Here is a 16,563-nt window from a genome sequence, read left to right as displayed (position 1 = left end):
GCTTTCCGGCAATTAACGCTGTAGGAGCCTGCTTGCAGGCGAGCTCGCAAGCAGCCATCCCTGGAGCAGGCTCCTACAGACGCACCCATTTTCAGCGCCGAATCCGGTGCAAGGTGAATTCATGAGCGACGTACAAATAGTGCAAGCTGCTACCGAGCAAACCGAGAAAGTGAACCTTTTGGGCCTGTCTGTGGACAAGCTCGCGGCGTTCTTTGACGGTCTCGGTGAGAAGCGCTTCCGCGCGGTACAGGTACTGAAGTGGATTCACCAGAATGGCGCCGACGATTTCGAGCAGATGACCAACGTCAGCAAGGCGCTGCGCGCGAAGCTGGCGGATGTGGCCGAGATCCGTGCCCCCAAAGTCCTGAAACAGATGGACTCCGCCGACGGTACCCGCAAGTGGCTGATCGAGGTGAGCGGCGGCAACGTGATCGAAACCGTATTCATCCCCGACGGCGAGCGCGGCACCTTGTGTGTGTCCTCCCAGGTGGGCTGTTCCCTCGACTGCAGCTTCTGCGCCACCGGCAAGCAGGGGTTCAACCGCGACCTGACCGCCGCCGAGATCATCGGCCAGGTGTGGATCGCGTGTAAGTCCTTTGGTCAGTTGCAGCCGAAAGGGCCGCGCAAGGTGACCAACGTGGTGATGATGGGTATGGGCGAGCCCCTGCTCAACTTCGATAACGTGGTCGACGCCATGAACCTGATGATGGAAGACAACGCCTACGGTATTTCCAAGCGTCGGGTCACCCTGAGCACCTCCGGCGTGGTGCCGGCTCTGGATCGCCTCGCGGAAGTGACCGATGTAAGTCTGGCCATCTCCCTGCACGCACCCAACGACGAGCTGCGCAACGAGCTGGTGCCGATCAACAAGAAGTACCCCATCGCCATGCTGCTCGACAGCGCCAAGCGCTATATCGAGAACATGCCGGACAATCATCGCAAGATGACGATTGAGTACACCATGATCCGGGAGGTAAATGACCGCCCGGAGCACGCCGAGCAGTTGGCGGAGCTGCTGCGTGATGTGCCGGTAAAGATAAATCTGATACCCTTCAACCCGTTTGAGCTGTCCGACTATCAGCGGGTCAGCAACAACGCTTTGCGACGTTTTCAACAGATTTTGTTGGACAAAGGCTATACCGTAACCGTGCGTACCACCCGGGGCGACGACATCGCCGCGGCCTGTGGCCAGCTGGCCGGTCAGGTGAACGACCGCACCCGTCGCTCGGAGCGTTACCGCAACGCGGAACGCCCGGTGCGGATCGTCGGACAGGCCTGATATTTGCATTGCCGGAATTCGGCGTGCGCCCGTGGTAATCGCACCCGATAACGACAAGGTGAAGCTCGTGTTTGCAAGAATTTCCAGCCCGGCCGCGTTTGCCGGACTCCTCCTGACCCTGCTGTTGGGCGGCTGTGTCAGCAGCGGCCCCAGCAAGTCGGTAGACCTCGACAAGGCGCGGGAGACCCACGTCCAGCTCGGTCTGCGTTATCTGCAGAGCGGCAGTGACAACCGTGAGCTGGCTCGCCATCACTTCCAGAAGGCACTCGAATTGGGCCCGAAAGATCCACAGGCCCACCACGGTCTGGCGCTGCTGTATCAGGCCGACAGCGAGAATGCAGTGGCGGAGTCCCATTTCAAGAAGGCCCTGCGCTACGACAGCAAGTTTTCCATGGCGCGGGTCAACTACGGTGCCTTCCTATACCAGCAGGAGCGTTACCGCGATGCCAAGGAGCAGTTCCAGGTGGCATCGGAAGACCTCACTTATAACCGCCGCTCATACGCGCTCGCCAACCTCGGCCGCGCCGAGTTGCGTCTCGGTGAGAGCGAGGCCGCCGAGGCCGCGTTCAAAAAGGCGCTCTCCCTGAGCCCGAATATGTCGATGGCGCAGCTGGAGCTGGCGGAGCTCAAGTTTGACAAGGGTGAGTACACCCAGGCAAAACAGTATCTGGACCGGTTTAGTGAGAAGAACCGGCAGGTTCCGCAATCCCTATGGCTGGGGATTCGCATCGAGAAAATCTTCGGCAATCGGGACAAGGAAAGGAGTTATGCCCTGGCGCTGAAAAACCTCTTTCCCTATTCAGCGGAAACGCTGAAATACCAGCAGATGATGGCCGAAAATGAGCAGCAGTAACCAGTTCTCAGACCAAGTAAACACTTCGTCCGAGGCGCCCGCGATGACCGTCGGCGCCACCCTCCGAGAGGCGCGTGAAAAGGCGGGCCTCACCGGTGACGAACTTGCCCGCCGCCTGTGCATGACCCCGGACAAGCTCGAAGCGCTTGAGCAGGACGCCTTCGAGCGCTTTGCCGGCGCCACCTATGTGCGTGGCTATATTCGCAATCTGTGCAAGGAGCTGGGGCTCGATACTGCGGCTGTCATGGAGATTTTTGCACGACAGGTACCCGCGGAAGTCGCGCCACAGCCGGTGCGCGCCCCGGTCGGTGCGGTGATGACCAGTCGTCGGGAAAAGCAGGGGGGTTCCCTGTTTGTTCCTTTTGTACTGGTGCTCGCCATGGCTGCGGGCGGCGGCTACTGGTGGTTTGATCAGCAGGCGGCTGGCGGGCGCCAGTTTGTCCAGTTGGGCAACGCGCAGGATCGCGATGACCGCGAATTGCTGGCGACAGCATCAAGCTATGGCGCAGAGCCCGATATGGCTCAGACCGCCGAGGATCTCGAATTTTCTGCCTTGGCAGTGCCCGAAGCGCAGGACGATACTGTCGAATCCAGTGGTGATGCGCCGGATATCGGTGATGGTGCACCTGAAACCGATGCCGAGCTTGCCGAGGCAAGTGATTCGAGCGACCTGGAGGGCGCGCTTGCGGAGCTGCCGCCGGTGCGCGAAGCGGCGGTGGCGCCGGTGGTTCAGCGGAGTGAAGCGCCTGCCGCCGTCGCTCCGGTGTTGGCCGCTCAGGCACAGGGGGAGGCCCCTGTTGCCGCTCCGTCAGAGAATCCAGTGGCGGAGCCGCGCCTGGTGATTTCCTTTCAGGAGGAATCCTGGGTGGAGGTGACCGATGCCACCGGCTACAAGATGATTTCCAAGTTGCAGCCTGCGGGCTCTACGGTGCAGTTGAGCGGCCGCGCGCCGTTCAGTGTGATGCTGGGTAATGCCGCGGGTGCTACCGTCACTTTTGACGGCCAGACCGTCGACAGCGCCCCCATCGGCAATCGCCGCACCCGCAAGCTCAGTGTGGGTGGTTGATTCCAACCAATATGATCTGCCTGTAAGGGCGCAGCCTCTGTAGGTTTGCGCCCATTCTCTCTATAATCCTCCCCGTTTTTCGCCAATTACCCGCTGATTGCGAAGCCGAAATACCCGCTCAATAGCCAACGCAGGTTCTGTTATGCAGTTCGAGTCACCCATAGTTCGCCGCGTGTCACGCCAGATCATGGTGGGCAATGTGCCGGTCGGTGGTGGTGCACCCATTTCCGTACAGAGCATGACCAACACCGAAACCTGCGATGTAGCCGCTACGGTGGACCAGATCCAGCGGCTGGAGAAAGCGGGTGCGGATATCGTGCGGGTTTCCGTGCCCTCCATGGAAGCCGCCGAGGCTTTCGGAGAGATCAAAAAGCAGGTCAGCGTGCCGCTGGTGGCGGATATCCACTTCGACTACCGCATCGCCCTGCGGGTGGTGGATCTGGGCGTAGACTGCCTGCGGATCAACCCGGGCAACATCGGCCGCGAACACCGCATTCGCGCGGTGGTGGACAAGGCGCGGGACCTGAATATTCCGATCCGTATCGGCGTCAACGCCGGTTCCCTGGAAAAGGACCTGCAGAAGAAATACGGCGAGCCTACGCCGGACGCCCTGGTGGAATCCGCCCTGCGCCACGTGGATATCCTCGACAGCCTGGATTTTCAGAACTTCAAGGTGAGCGTGAAGGCCTCCGACATCTTTATGGCCACCGCCGCCTACCGCAAACTCGCGACCCAGATTGACCAGCCGCTGCACCTCGGTATTACCGAAGCTGGTGGCCTGCGCGCGGGTACCGTGAAATCCGCTATCGGCCTCGGCGCGCTGCTGCTGGACGGCATCGGCGATACCCTGCGGGTATCTCTGGCGGCGGACCCGGTGGAAGAAGTGAAGGTGGGCTGGGATTTGCTGAAAAGCCTGCGTCTGCGTACCAAGGGGATCAACTTTATCGCCTGCCCCAGCTGCTCGCGCCAGAACTTCGACGTGGTGAAAACCATGAACGAGCTGGAGACCCGTCTGGAAGATATCACCACGCCGCTGGATGTGGCGGTAATCGGTTGCATCGTCAATGGCCCGGGTGAAGCGAAAGAGGCGGATATCGGCCTCGCCGGTGGTACCCCGAGCCACGCCATTTATGTTGACGGCCAGCCGGACCGCAAATTCAAGAACGACAACCTGGTGGATGATCTGGAAAAGCTGATCCGTGAAAAGGCCGCGGCCAAGGCGGCACAGGAAGCGAGCATCATCGCCCGGGAAACCACCGAGTAATTCCGGGGTGCGGAGCGGAGGCTCGGCACGCCCATGTATAGCAAAACGTTAAGGACTACCGTTGAAAGAACTTCGCGCCATCCGTGGCATGAACGACCTGCAGCCCACCCAATCTCCGGTGTGGCAGTACGTGGAAAGCACCTTGAGCGAGCTCTTCGCCCGCTACGGCTACAGCGAGATTCGCACTCCGATTCTGGAAGCGACGCAGCTGTTCGCCCGCGCCGTGGGTGAAGCCACCGATATTGTCGAAAAAGAGATGTACACCTTTGACGACAAGGGCGGCGACAGCGTCACCCTGCGTCCGGAGGGCACTGCCGGCACCGTGCGTGCCGCCATCCAGAACAGCCTGTTGAGCCAACCACAGCGCCTGTGGTACTTCGGCCCCATGTTCCGCTACGAGCGCCCGCAGAAAGGCCGCCTGCGCCAGTTCCACCAGTTCGGGGTGGAAGTATTCGGCATTGAAGGCCCGGATATCGATGCCGAGATCCTGATGATGACCGCACGCCTGTGGAAGCAGTTGGGCGTGGCCGAGCATGTGACCCTGCAGCTCAACTCGCTGGGCAACAGCGCCAGTCGCGCGGCCTTCCGCGATGCACTGGTGGAGTACCTGTCCGCACGCAAGGATCAGCTGGATGAAGACAGCCAGCGTCGCCTCGACAAGAACCCGCTGCGGATTCTCGACAGCAAAAATCAGGATACCCAGGCACTGCTGGCGGATGCGCCGTGCCTGCAGGACTACCTCGACGACGAGTCTCGCACGCATTTTGAGCAGTTGCGCGCCTTCCTCGACGCCGCCGGTGTGGCCTATGAAGTGAATCCGCGCCTGGTGCGAGGCCTCGACTACTACGGCAAAACCGTTTTTGAATGGGTGACCGACAGCCTTGGGGCTCAGGGCACCGTGTGCGCCGGCGGCCGCTACGATGGTCTCGTCGAGCAGATGGGCGGCAAGTTCACACCCGCCGTAGGCTTCGGTCTCGGTGTGGAGCGTCTGGTACTGTTGCTGGAAACCCTCGATGTGCTGCCGGACTCCCTGGATCAGCAGATAGATGCCTATCTGGTGGCGGTAGGTGATGTACAATCCGCGGCCCTGGCGGCGGCGGAGCAACTGCGTACCGAGCTTCCGTGGCTGCGGCTGCAGACCCATTGCGGTGGCGGCAGTTTCAAGAGCCAGATGAAGAAGGCCGACAAGAGCAAGGCGGAATACGCGTTGATCATCGGCGAAGACGAAGCCGCGGCGGGGCGGGTGACCGTTAAATCCCTGCGCGCGGACGCTGAGCAGCAGACGGTAGCGCTCGCGGACCTGCCGAAAATCCTGCAGGCCTGAATAGAAATTCTCCCTGATAAAGACGTTCAAAATAAGGCGAATAAGAAATGGCTGACCATTTGACCGAAGAAGAACAGATTGAATCGCTCAAGCGCTGGTGGAAAGAAAACGGTACCGGCATTGTCACCGGTGTAATACTGGCACTGGTGGCCTACTTCGGCTGGCAGTGGTGGCAGGGCAAGCAACGCGCCGATGCGGAAGTGGCTTCCAATCTGTACCAGGGCTTTGTGGAAGCGGTGAGCGCGAATGAAGGGCAGCCGGACAACAAACAGCTGACTACCGCTCAGTCTCTGGCACGCGAGTTGAAAGATAACTTCTCCAGCCGTATTTATGCGAGCCAGGCAGCGTTGCAACTGGCGGCACTGGCGGTTGAGAAAAATGATCTGGAAGAAGCGTCGAAGCAATTGCAGTGGGCGCTGGATAACACCAGCGACGATGCACTCAAGTTCATCGCCAAGCGCCGTCTGGCAGCGGTGAAAGGTGCGCGCGGTGAAACCAACGAAGCACTCAAACTGCTGGAAGGGGACGTGCCCGCCGCCTTCGCCGCGCTGTTTGCGGAAACCCGCGGTGACATTCTGGTGCAGCAGGGCGATAAAGATGCCGCCCGTGCCGCCTACCAGCAAGCCCGCGCGCAGCTGCTGCCGGAACAGGCCGCCGGTTCCCGCCTGCTCGATCTGAAGATCCAGAGCCTCGGCGAAGCGCCGGAACAGAACAATGAAACTCAGGAAGAGCAGCCGGTGTCAGAGTCTGACTCAGATAAGACAACCGAAGCAGCAACGGAGAAGGATGCACAATGATCGGCACACACAAGGCGCTTAACCGGATCGTCGCCGTGGCTCTGGCCGCGATGCTCGGAGCCTGTGCTTCCAACGAAGAGAAGGAAGATACAGATCCTGTAGAACTGACGGAAATTCACGAGAGCGTCCGGCTGCGTGAAGTGTGGTCGAACAATATCGGTGATATCGACGCCCTGCGGTACGCGATGCTGAAACCCGGCATCATCGACGGCAAGGTGATTGCGGCCAACAGTGAAGGCGATGTTTACGCCTTTGATCGCGCCAGCGGAAAGCGCCTGTGGCGCACGGATATTGACCAGTCCATCAGTGGCGGCGTCGGTGTTGGTCTCGGCATCGCCGTAGTGGCAGATTACCGCGGCAAGGTGGTGGCCCTCGATCTGAACGATGGCAGCCAGCGCTGGGCAACCCAGTTGGGTGGCGAGGTGGTGTCCACCCCGGCGGTGGGCTCCGGTATGGTCGTGGTGCAGACCGTCGACGGCAAGCTGCTGGGGCTGGATGCCAGCACCGGCGAGCAACGCTGGCGGCACAACACCGTGCTGCCGGTTCTGACGCTGCGCGGCACTGCGAGCCCGGTAATTTCCGCCGGGATGGTCTTCGCCGGTCTCGACAACGGCAAACTGATTGCCCTGAGCGCCAGTGATGGCCTCGAGCGCTGGGAGCAGCGGGTTGCCATTCCGCAGGGTTCTGCGGAACTCGAGCGGGTGGTGGATATCGACGGTGCGCCGCTGGTGCGCGGTGAGCTGGTGTTTGCCGCCAGTTACCAGGGCCGTGTGGTGGCGTTGTCCCGCGAAGACGGCCGCGGCCTGTGGGCGCGCGACGCGTCAACTAACCACAGTGTGACGGTAGGTGCCGGCCAGGTGTTCCTGAGCGGCGCCGATGGCAGCGTCCACGCCTACAATGTGGGTAATGGGCAGATCCTGTGGAGTAACAACGAACTGTTGCGTCGCGAGCTGAGCGGTCCGGCGTATTTTGGCGATGTGGTGGTGGTTGGCGATCTGGAGGGATACCTTCACGCGCTGGACCCCAACACCGGTCATTTTGTAGGCCGTACCCGGATCGACCGCGACCCGGTGCGTATTCCGCTGCTGGCGGATGGCGACCTCCTGTTTGCGCTGTCGGATGACGGCGAACTGGTCGCACTGCGCCTGGAGCGCTGATCGAAAATTCAGGGTGATATGACCCTGCTGTTGGAGCCTGTTCGCAGGCGAACCTGGACCGCCCGCGTTCTCGCGGGCGTTCGTATTTCTGGCAAAACCATTTTTGCTTTACGTAGACCCGAATTATGTTGCCTGTAATCGCCCTGGTCGGGCGCCCCAATGTGGGCAAATCCACCCTGTTTAACCGCCTCACCAAAACCCGCGACGCGCTGGTGGCGAACTATGCGGGCCTCACCCGCGACCGCAAGTACGGCGAAGCGGAGTTTGAAGGCCGCAAAATGATCCTCGTCGATACCGGTGGTATCAGTGGCGGGGAAGAGGGCATCGATGCCGCCATGGCGCAGCAATCCATGCAGGCCATCGAAGAGGCGGATTATGTCCTGTTCATGGTGGACTGCCGCGCTGGCCTTACCCCGGCGGATGAAATGATTGCCGAGCGCCTGCGCGTGCGCTCCAAGCCCACCATCCTCGTCGCCAACAAGGTGGATGGCGTCAATCCGGACATTGCCCTGTCGCCATTCTACGAGCTTGGCATCGGAGAACTCTTCCCTACCACCGCCACGCACGGCCGCGGTGTGCGCTCGCTGATGGAGCGCCTGATCGAAGGTCTGCCGGCTCCGGCGGAAGAGGAAGAAAAAGAAGAAGCCACAGGTATCAAGATCGGCATCGTCGGTCGCCCCAATGTGGGCAAGTCCACCCTGGTGAACCGCCTGTTGGGAGAGGACCGGGTTGTGGTGTTCGACCAACCCGGCACCACCCGTGACAGCGTGTATATCAACTACACCCGCGACGACAAGCCGTACACCATCATCGACACGGCCGGCATCCGCCGCCGCAAGAACGTCAAGGAATCGGTAGAGAAATTCTCCATCGTCAAAACCCTGCAGGCGGTGGAAGATGCGAATGTCGTGGTGCTGGTGATCGATGCCAGCGAAGGCCTCGTCGACCAGGATCTGCACCTGATGGGCAGCGTCATCCAGGCGGGGCGCGCACTGGTGGTGGCGCTGAACAAATGGGACGGTCTTGACCCAGACCACCGCGACTATGTAAAAACCGAACTGGAGCGTCGCCTGCGCTTTGTGGACTTTGCGGATATTCACTTTATTTCCGCTCTGCACGGCACCGGCGTCGGCAACCTGTACCAGTCCATTGAGGCCGCCTACCAGTCCGCCACCGACAAACTGTCCACCAATCACCTCACGCGGATTCTGCAATGGGCAGTGAGTGAGCACCAACCGCCGCTGGTGAACGGCAACCGCATCAAACTGCGCTACGCCCACGCCGGCGGTAAGAACCCGCCGATTATCGTGATCCATGGCAACCAGACCGACGAAGTGCCGGGCCACTACGTTCGCTATCTGGAAAAAACCTTCCGCCAGGCACTGGAACTGCACGGCACCCCGGTAAAAATCGAATTCCGTACCGGCAAAAACCCCTACGAGGGCAAGAAAAACAAACTCAGCGATCGCCAGAAAGCCAAGAAGCGTCGCCTGATGAAGTTTGTGAAAAAGAAAAAATAAGCACGGAGATTCACGCGGGGCGGCGCAATACCCTTTAGGCAAAGGCGATCATTTGGACGCAAGGCTAAACTTGCCGACGAATGATTGCCTTTATTGAACTCCGTAGGAGCCCGCCTGCAGGCGAACGGCCGCGGATTCGCCAGTACCCGAAAGAGTACCGAAAAGGATAAGGAAAGAATAAGGAAAGGAGCCCTTCATGCTGAAACTCAACAATCCCGACCTGCTGCGCAAACAATCCTACATCAATGGCGAGTGGCGCGACGCCGACAGCGGCGATACCCTCGACGTCACCAACCCCGCCACCGGTGATGTCGTTGCCACCCTAGCCTCCTGCGGCGCCATAGAGACCCGCCGCGCCATCGAAGCTGCCGATAACGCCTGGCCCGCCTGGCGCGATCGCACGGTCAAGGAGCGCGCGAAAATCCTGCGGGACTGGTACAACCTGATCCTCGACAACGTCGACGACCTCGCGAAAATCCTTACCGCGGAGCAGGGCAAACCCCTGAGTGAAGCCAGAACCGAGATCATATACGGCGCCAACTACCTGGAGTGGTTTGCGGAAGAGGCCAAGCGCGCCTACGGCGATGTGATTGCGCCGCCCTCCAGAGATAAGCGCATTGTTGTGGTCAAACAGCCGGTGGGTGTCACCGCCTCCATCACGCCGTGGAACTTCCCAAGTGCCATGATTGCGCGCAAGGTTGCCCCGGCGCTGGCCGTCGGCTGTACGTTCATCGCCAAACCCGCCTCGGAAACCCCGCTCTCTGCCTTGGCCCTTGCGGTTCTGGCCGAAAAGGCCGGTGTGCCGAAAGGCGTATTCAACGTGGTGGTGGGCAAAAGCTCACGGGAAATTGGCAGCGAGATGACCAGCAACCCGCTGGTGCGTAAATTCACCTTCACCGGCTCCACTGCCGTGGGCAAGCAGCTCCAGGCCCAGTGCGCGGAAACCATGAAGAAAACCTCCATGGAGCTTGGCGGCAATGCGCCGTTTATCGTATTTGACGATGCGGATATCGATGCCGCCGTCAAAGGCGCGATCATCTGTAAATACCGCAATGCCGGCCAGACCTGCGTGTGCGCCAACCGCATTCTGGTGCAGTCGGGAGTGTACGAAGAATTCGCCAAAAAATTCACCGCCGCGGTTAAGGCGCTGAAAGTCGGCAACGGTTTTGATGAGGGCACCGAAGTCGGCCCCATGATCAATACCGGTGCGGTAAAAGATGTAAAAGAACTGGTGGCGGATGCCGTTAGTAAAGGCGCAAAGGCCTTGAGCGAAGGTGGCCCCAGCGATCTGGGTGAGTGCTTCTTTACCCCGACAGTATTGGCAGATGTGAACGACACCATGCGTCTGTTCAAGGAGGAAATCTTTGGCCCGGTGGCGCCGCTGTTCAAGTTCGACAGCGAGGAAGAAGCCATCCGCATGGCCAATGACACGGAATTCGGGCTCGCCTCTTATTTCTACGCCCGCGATATCGGCCGAATCTGGCGCGTGGCGGAAGGGCTGGAATACGGCATGGTGGGTATCAACGAAGGCATTATCTCCAATGAGATGGCTCCCTTCGGCGGCATCAAGGAATCCGGCAGCGGCCGCGAGGGCTCCAAATACGGTATCGACGACTACCTGGAAATCAAATACCTGTGTATGGGCGGGATAGACAAGGGCAGCCATTGAAGATCGAACCCGTTGCCACCACCCACTCCTGCTTCAGCGACAAGTTCGGCATCCCCCGCCAGCCCCTGCTGGCGGATGCCAGCCGCGCATCCATCGAACTGTTACCGCCATACAACGACCCGGATGCCGTGTCCGGGCTTGAACAGCACAGTCACCTGTGGCTCACCTGGCTCTTTCATGAGGTCGCCGGCCAGTGGTCTCCCAAAGTGCGCCCGCCGCGCCTTGGCGGTAACAAAAAGCTCGGTGTCTTCGCCACCCGCTCACCATTTCGCCCCAACAATATCGGCCTGTCTGTGGTGCGTCTGATCGAAGTGCGCACAGCCCCCAGAGTGGAGCTGATCGTCGCCGGTGCCGACCTGCTGGACGGCACACCCGTTCTCGACATCAAGCCCTACATACCCTATGCCGATGCTGTGGTAGATGCCCGCAGTGAACTCGCCGAAGCCGCACCGCCATCCATCGCTGTCAACATCCCCGAAGCCATTCTCACAGTGGCCCGGGATTACCGCGACGACTGGGGTACCGACCTGCCGGCACTGATTCACCAAGTCCTCGCCCAGGACCCCAAGCCGGCCTACCAGCAACCGGACCCGGAACGGATTTATGGCATGGCGCTGTGTGGTTTCAATCTGCAGTGGCGGTATATCCGCGGTGAGATCGAGGTGGTGGACTTGCGGTTACTGAGTGAAGAGGTCGGGAAGTGAATGGGGTTCGGGCCGTGAAATGGCGAAGTGCGCTGTGGTCGCTGGGTAAATTTATGGCGCTGGCGGCCGTGATTATCACCGTCGTGTCTGGCTACCACAGCCGCCATATGCCCAAAGGAAAAGCGCCGCAACTGACGGCAGAGGATATCAGCGGGGCGTCACTGGATCTGCAGACCATGACCGAACAGGGACCGGTGCTGATCTACTTCTGGGCCACCTGGTGCGGCTACTGCCGCGTAGTATCGCCGGCGGTATCCGACCTTTCCGAAAATCATCAAATCATCAGCGTAGCCCTGCAGTCGGGCAGTGCGGAAGAAGTGGCCGCTTACCAGCGAAAGCACGAATTGATGTTCCGCACCATCAACGACCCCACCGGCGCGCTCAGCGCCAGCTGGGGCCTGCAGGTAACCCCTACCATTGCCATCGTCGATCGTGAAGGAATTGTGAGCACGGTAACTTCGGGAATGACGTCGAAATGGGGATTGAAAGTCCGTTTGTGGCTGGCGGAATAGGACCGGGAACACGGAGCCCGGCTCCGCACTGCGGATAACGCCATAATTACCAAGCCCGCCAACTGCGGAGCTGGAGCTTCGCGCTCCCTGCACTACCTGGAACCACAGTACCCCAACTATTTTTGCCAGCGTTTTGGCGTGTTTGTTAATCTTCGGCGAACGCCGGAGGTACCGGCAACAAGTCAATGGAACAACCCCGTACGCAGAAGGAATTTGCCATGGGACAGCTGCCTGCCACCCAAACATCCAACGCCCTCCAGGCCTGGGGAAAACGCGACTCCGGACGCGCCATCTTCGCCAACGGCAGCCAGAGGCAGATACTCGACAACTTTCGCCAGCTCAGCACCCAGCAGAGCAGCGCCGGCTATCATGCTCAGGTCCTGATTAAAGCCGTCGACAGCCTCCGCGGCCCCGCCAGCCCCGTCAACAGCATGCTCAAACCCAATCACCCCACACGCCGTTTGCTGGTGGCCGGAGGATTTGAGATTGAGTATGAACTGAACAGTTACTACGGGGATTGTCAGACGGATGTGGAAATAGTGGCAATTCGGATGGTTACCGCGGATGTTGCTGAAAAGAGACATCCGGCATTGTGGCAAATTGCGACGAATAATAGAGGGCGCTTCACTTTTCCCAAGAAGCCCAGTCCAAAGTTAATACCTTCCAAAACTCAACAAGGAAGTGCCACATCGCCTGTCAAGGTTGGGATAAACGGGCAGATTGCCCAAGCAAATGACGCTGTGCGAATAATGGCCAACCATATTAGTCGGGGCGATCAATCCAAGCTCAGCGTATTGGTGCAATCTGGCTTCCAGCTGCTTTACGTGCCACCAGAGACCGGTGCCTGGATTGCCGGTTGGCGAACCCTGAAGTCTCTTGGCAATTATGGATCGGAGCAGCAACAGAAGGCCGCACGCATTCTCGCCCAGCACATGCTCGAAGCCCATCAGCAGGGGCTGCATGTGGAATGGACCAGCCATGGTGAGGGTGCATGGGTACTGATCGAAGCTATGGAATTCTTGGGACGGGGGCAGGTTGACCTGCAACAGCGGCAGAAGATCTTCCTCAGTGACCACACCCGCAGTCGTTTCACCGCTGATCGTGCGCGCCGGAAACTGAATATGGACACTCAGGATGATAAATGGCACAACGCGGCGCCGGGTTTGACACAGACAATCGGCGGCGAACAGTTGGGATTGGCGCCATTGCTCAGCGCGGGCAATGATTTGCTCCATCACACTCCCCGGGGCGATCGTTTGGGCAAGAGCGTTAACCTGGCGTGGCAGACCGGTGACTACCTGATTAAAAAGTGGGGGATGACCGGCATGGCAGCAGGGTTGGCTGCCTCAACCGGCGGTTCCGCAGCTTTGGCCGCGGCGGTGGTCAAAGCGTTGCATAAACTGACACCAACAGTCGTAGCCTCACTGCCTGGTGCACGCAATCACTACTTTAAAAGTACCGGGGATCAGCTCCAGCAGTTGATCAATAAACCCAACAAGCCATAACCCAAACGGTGTCAGGATAATATTATGTGGTTTGGCAGCGAGAAAAAACCTAAGGGGCCCAGCTGGCATAAGGCTCGCCCAGTAGTCAAAGAATTATCTGGAACTCGAGTCAGTCTCCAGGCTCCCCCACTATTACCCAACGCGTATATGTCATTTGCACTTGGGCAAGAGCCAGCCGTATTTGATTTGGATGCAACTGGCACTTTCGAATTAATTGAATATGACCGCCATATTCCCAGTCATAAACCGGCCGGTAGCGAACGCGCGGATCGTCGTGTAACCATTTGGAGCAGCGGATGGAACTTCACCGGAAGACCGCTGTTGGATGGAGCAAGTGTCGGTGGCTTGGAAGTGCAACTGGTGGTGGAAGAGGTGGATGAGCTGCCGGTTAACTGTAGTTTGTTTCGTCGTGACGATCTGCTGCGTTATGCGAGAGGGTACTTCAGTGAAGGTTGGTTGGGCAGCTACCACGAGGGTTATGGTGAGAGTCGAGATCCTTTTGACCTCACCGAGTACCTGTGGCCCTGCTACTTGGCACCACTGAATACTCAATGGTTGGAACTCAATGGGAGAAATTGGTTTTATTTTGAAGCCCAACCGTTGCGGATGGGCTCAGATGAATTTTACTGGTTATGCCCTATTGGCCACCGCCGCTGCCTGCGCGCCACATTTGATGTATCGCGCAGTCTGTATAACTCAGGTAACCCATACCGTAAACAACGCTCCCCCCTTACCAACTACCTCCGTTTGATGGAAAACATCATGTCCACGATTGTGGTGGAGCTATCCGAGCCCGCGAAGCGGGAAAAGGCCACCATTCACAATTCGGAGGATCACTTCCCTCTGTTCCACTGCACGGAGACACAGGTCATTGAAGCTAAACACACCTTGTACATGTGGAGTGGAGCAGAGTACCGAGACAAATTACAACCCAGAGAGGGCGGCGACCACCGCGCCCCCAAGGAAGACGTGGCCGCATTTATCGACCAACGTATCAAGCCTCGGCCGCTGCCGGGCTGCCGGGCGATTGGTCCGGCGTTTATTGAAAATGACCACTTAGGAGAGCGGGAGTTAAACGCAAGCGTTGAAATTACCACTCCACGCGCGCGGGTAGGAAACCAGCACTGATTGTTGAACAGGAACTCGGCACTCCCGGTATCAGTGCCGAGTTTTGGCCGGGTCCAAATCGTCACTCAACACATCGTCATACACCGGCTGCCCCGGTATCTTGTGCCCCTCGCTGGCCCACTCCCCCAGGTCGATCAGCTTGCAGCGCTCACAGCAGAACGGACGGTGGGGAAACTTCTCGCTCCACTCAATGGGCTTCTTGCAGGTAGGGCAGGCGAGGGTTGGTGTGTCGGAAGAAGAGCGGTCAGACATGGAAATAACAACAATCAGGATTGGGATGCCAGTTGAACGTACTTCCCGTGAAGCGCGTCCACCTGTGCATTCAGGGATTCGAGCGAGCCGCTATTATCCAGAATATCGTCTGCTTTTGCACACCGTGTCTTCCGTGAAAGTTGCGCTGCCATGATCTTGCGGATCTGCTCCGGGGTATTGGCATCCCGTGCACTGGCGCGCGCTAATTGCATCGCCTCTGGCAGGTCTACCACACAGATCCGCTGCACCAGCTCTGACTGGCCGGATTCGATCAACAGCGGGGATTCCAGGATTGCGTAGGGTGCGGAGTGCGTTTGCGCACTGCCCGCCAGAGAACTGACGATTTCCTCGCGGATCAGCGGATGCGTCAGCTGCTCCAGCCAGCGCCGCTCGGCGGGATCAGTAAACACCAGCTTGCGCAGCACCGCCCGGTCGAGCGTGCCATCTGCCTGAATCACCGACGGCCCGAAATGTTCTTCAATGGCAGCCAGCGCCGGCCGCCCCGGCTCCACCACCACCCGTGCCGCCCAATCCGCATCCACCACATTCACCCCGTGGTGCCGAAAGCGCGCCGCGGCGGCTGACTTGCCACTGCCGATACCGCCGGTCAGCCCCACGATAAACACGGAATCAGCCACTCAGTTCAGTCCGGATATACGGAAATACCAGCCCACAATCTGTTCGCCCCACAGCATGGCAATCCATGCCGCGCCGGCCAGATAGGGTCCAAAGGCGATGGGCAGGTTCTTGTCGCGCCCGGAAACCAGCGTCCAGACAATTCCCACCAGCGCGCCTACGGCCGCGGAAAGCGGAATCACCAGCAGCACCGACTGCCAGCCAAACCAGGCACCAATGGCCGCGAGAATCTTGAAGTCCCCCGCACCCATACCCTCCTTGCCGGTAACCAGCTTGAACAGATGGAATACAGCCCACAGGGACAGGTAACCGACAATCGCACCGATGACGGCGTCCTGCAGCGGTACAAATACGCCCCAGATATTGATTAGCAGCCCCACCCACAGCAGGGGCAGGGTGATATTGTCTGGCAGCAGCTGTTTGTCGAAATCAATCCCTGTCAGCGCCACCAGCGCCCAGGTAAAAAACACCCCAGCCAGCGCCTGCCAGGTAAAACCCAGCTGCCACACAACAATGGCCGTCAAAATCCCGGTGACCAGCTCCACCAGCGGGTAGCGCTTGGAAATCGCGGTACCGCAGTGGCCACATTTACCACGCAGCAGCAGGTAACTGATGATGGGGATGTTTTGCCAGGGCTTGATCACTGTATTGCATTTAGGGCAGTGGGAGTGGGGGAGCACCAGGTTGTAGGTTTCGGAAAGCTGCTTCTGCTCGTCGGCAGAGGGTGTCTTTTCAAAATAGCTGTAGAAATCCTGCTTGTATTCCCGCTCCATCATGATGGGGAGGCGGTGGATGACGACATTAAGGAAGCTGCCGATAAGCAGGCCTAAAATAAAAGCGCTGCTAATAAGCAGCGCTGGGTGGGAAGAAATATATTCGAGCATTGTGAATTCGTTT

Annotated in this window: 16 protein-coding genes; 13 read left to right on the top strand and 3 right to left on the bottom strand. The window is 59.2% G+C overall.

The features are described from left to right. Positions 1-121: 121 nt before the first annotated feature. The 13 genes from rlmN to C3938_RS02200 all read left to right on the top strand — a co-directional run bounded on the left by rlmN (position 122) and on the right by C3938_RS02200 (position 14,778). On the top strand, positions 122-1,279 hold the full coding sequence (gene rlmN / locus C3938_RS02260) for a 23S rRNA (adenine(2503)-C(2))-methyltransferase RlmN (protein WP_105101641.1): 1,158 nt from the start codon (positions 122-124) through the stop codon (positions 1,277-1,279). 31 nt (positions 1,280-1,310) lie between these two features. Beyond that, positions 1,311-2,132, top strand: coding sequence for a type IV pilus biogenesis/stability protein PilW (pilW, locus tag C3938_RS02255; protein ID WP_233998607.1), 822 nt, complete (start codon positions 1,311-1,313; stop codon positions 2,130-2,132). Next, on the top strand, positions 2,119-3,198 hold the full coding sequence (locus C3938_RS02250; RefSeq protein WP_105101640.1) for a RodZ domain-containing protein: 1,080 nt from the start codon (positions 2,119-2,121) through the stop codon (positions 3,196-3,198). The genes pilW and C3938_RS02250 overlap by 14 nt, the downstream gene beginning before the upstream one ends. Before the next feature lie 142 nt (positions 3,199-3,340). Then, the gene (ispG, locus tag C3938_RS02245) at positions 3,341-4,462 is read left to right on the top strand and encodes a flavodoxin-dependent (E)-4-hydroxy-3-methylbut-2-enyl-diphosphate synthase (RefSeq protein ID WP_105101639.1); all 1,122 of its coding nucleotides are present in this window, start codon (positions 3,341-3,343) and stop codon (positions 4,460-4,462) included. Positions 4,463-4,523: 61 nt separating this feature from the next. Further along, positions 4,524-5,786 (top strand): histidine--tRNA ligase, encoded by a 1,263-nt coding sequence (gene hisS, locus C3938_RS02240; protein ID WP_105101638.1) that lies wholly within the window; start codon positions 4,524-4,526, stop codon positions 5,784-5,786. Positions 5,787-5,833: 47 nt separating this feature from the next. After that, the gene (locus C3938_RS02235) at positions 5,834-6,583 is read left to right on the top strand and encodes a YfgM family protein (RefSeq protein WP_105101637.1); all 750 of its coding nucleotides are present in this window, start codon (positions 5,834-5,836) and stop codon (positions 6,581-6,583) included. Continuing rightward, positions 6,580-7,740 carry an outer membrane protein assembly factor BamB gene (bamB, locus tag C3938_RS02230; RefSeq protein ID WP_105101636.1) on the top strand — a complete coding sequence of 387 codons (1,161 nt, stop codon included), beginning with the start codon at positions 6,580-6,582 and terminating at the stop codon, positions 7,738-7,740. The genes C3938_RS02235 and bamB overlap by 4 nt, the downstream gene beginning before the upstream one ends. A 125-nt stretch (positions 7,741-7,865) precedes the next feature. Further along, positions 7,866-9,260: a ribosome biogenesis GTPase Der gene (gene der / locus C3938_RS02225; protein WP_105101635.1), complete on the top strand. Its 1,395-nt coding sequence runs from the start codon at positions 7,866-7,868 to the stop codon at positions 9,258-9,260. A gap of 196 nt (positions 9,261-9,456) precedes the next feature. Beyond that, the gene (locus C3938_RS02220; RefSeq protein WP_105101634.1) at positions 9,457-10,929 is read left to right on the top strand and encodes an NAD-dependent succinate-semialdehyde dehydrogenase; all 1,473 of its coding nucleotides are present in this window, start codon (positions 9,457-9,459) and stop codon (positions 10,927-10,929) included. Then, positions 10,926-11,633, top strand: coding sequence for a tRNA (N6-threonylcarbamoyladenosine(37)-N6)-methyltransferase TrmO (gene tsaA, locus C3938_RS02215; RefSeq protein ID WP_105101633.1), 708 nt, complete (start codon positions 10,926-10,928; stop codon positions 11,631-11,633). The genes C3938_RS02220 and tsaA overlap by 4 nt, the downstream gene beginning before the upstream one ends. Before the next feature lie 14 nt (positions 11,634-11,647). Beyond that, positions 11,648-12,145: a protein disulfide oxidoreductase gene (locus C3938_RS02210; protein ID WP_233998606.1), complete on the top strand. Its 498-nt coding sequence runs from the start codon at positions 11,648-11,650 to the stop codon at positions 12,143-12,145. Between the two features lie 218 nt (positions 12,146-12,363). Continuing rightward, positions 12,364-13,650 (top strand): hypothetical protein, encoded by a 1,287-nt coding sequence (locus tag C3938_RS02205; RefSeq protein WP_158681526.1) that lies wholly within the window; start codon positions 12,364-12,366, stop codon positions 13,648-13,650. Between the two features lie 24 nt (positions 13,651-13,674). Continuing rightward, complete coding sequence (locus C3938_RS02200; RefSeq protein ID WP_105101631.1) at positions 13,675-14,778, top strand: hypothetical protein; 1,104 nt, start codon at positions 13,675-13,677, stop codon at positions 14,776-14,778. Between the two features lie 30 nt (positions 14,779-14,808). On the opposite strand, the gene yacG is transcribed toward C3938_RS02200, so the two are convergent. Genes yacG through C3938_RS02185 form a run of 3 tightly spaced genes read right to left on the bottom strand, consistent with a single transcriptional unit; the run spans position 14,809 to position 16,550 of the window. Further along, positions 14,809-15,030, bottom strand: a complete 222-nt coding sequence (gene yacG, locus C3938_RS02195; RefSeq protein WP_105101630.1) for a DNA gyrase inhibitor YacG — start codon at positions 15,028-15,030, stop codon at positions 14,809-14,811. Between the two features lie 14 nt (positions 15,031-15,044). Continuing rightward, entirely contained in the window at positions 15,045-15,668 is a 624-nt protein-coding gene (gene coaE / locus C3938_RS02190) for a dephospho-CoA kinase (RefSeq protein WP_233998605.1), read from the bottom strand. Then, on the bottom strand, positions 15,669-16,550 hold the full coding sequence (locus C3938_RS02185) for a prepilin peptidase (RefSeq protein ID WP_105101629.1): 882 nt from the start codon (positions 16,548-16,550) through the stop codon (positions 15,669-15,671). Between the last annotated feature and the right edge of the window lie 13 nt (positions 16,551-16,563).

Source organism: Microbulbifer pacificus, assembly GCF_002959965.1.
GTDB lineage: Bacteria > Pseudomonadota > Gammaproteobacteria > Pseudomonadales > Cellvibrionaceae > Microbulbifer > Microbulbifer pacificus_A.
The sequence above is the reverse complement of the archived record's forward strand: the minus strand, read 5'-3'. Positions and strand labels throughout refer to the sequence as shown.